The sequence below is a fragment of the Pseudomonas sp. Pseusp97 genome (genome assembly GCF_047304025.1).
GTDB lineage: Bacteria > Pseudomonadota > Gammaproteobacteria > Pseudomonadales > Pseudomonadaceae > Pseudomonas.
The window spans coordinates 1-656 of sequence record NZ_JBGLYK010000473.1 but is presented as its reverse complement, the minus strand read 5'-3'; the positions used below and the strand labels follow the sequence as shown (position 1 = coordinate 656).

Here is a 656-nt window from a genome sequence, read left to right as displayed (position 1 = left end):
GCGCTGGTGCGGCAACGAATGCACCACGCAGGCGGGCGCCACTTCGGCCAGGGCGCGGGTGGGCAGGCCCAGCCATTCCTCGCCGAGGCGGAAGATCAGGTGCGGACTGCCCGCTTCGACAGCGGGCTCGGCGCTTTCCACCGGCGCCAGGTCCGCCGTTTCGCTGTTCAGTGCGTAACGGTCCAGCAGGCTGATGGCGGCGGCGGCATGCACCGGGCAATTGCGGCAATGGATGTACTCGGCGAGCTTCGGGCAACTGCGATCGCCGCGCACGCCGATGCGGTTCCAGCAGTCGTCCACGCTCGGCAGGTCGCCGCCCAGAGACGAGCTGTCGAGGTATGCAGAGTCGCGTTCAACCATTGCGCTTCACTCCTCGCGCAGCACGTTCCTGCAGGCGCCGGGCCCCGGCCGCATCCCCCTGGGCAGCGAGCAGCGCGGCCAGGTGTTGCAGGCTTTCCTGGTGATCGGGTTGCAGATACAGCGCCTTGCGGTAGAAACCCTGCGCCTCGCTGCCGTGGCCCTGGGCATCGGCCAGCAGGCCGAGCCAGTAGAAGGCTTCGGCGTTCGGGCCCTTGTCGGCCAGCAACGCCTCGCAGCGCTTGCGTGCCTCGGTGGCCAGGCCGGAATTGGCCAGCCGGGCAATCTCTGCCAGCGCG

At 69.4% G+C, this 656-nt stretch carries 2 pseudogenes; both read right to left on the bottom strand.

Annotated features, from left to right (window positions below):
• Positions 1 to 360: pseudogene (locus ACCC94_RS29955) on the bottom strand (chemotaxis protein CheW); the annotation flags it as partial.
• Positions 353 to 656 (bottom strand): annotated as a pseudogene (locus ACCC94_RS29950) (chemotaxis protein CheR); the annotation flags it as partial. The pseudogenes ACCC94_RS29950 and ACCC94_RS29955, both read right to left, overlap by 8 nt.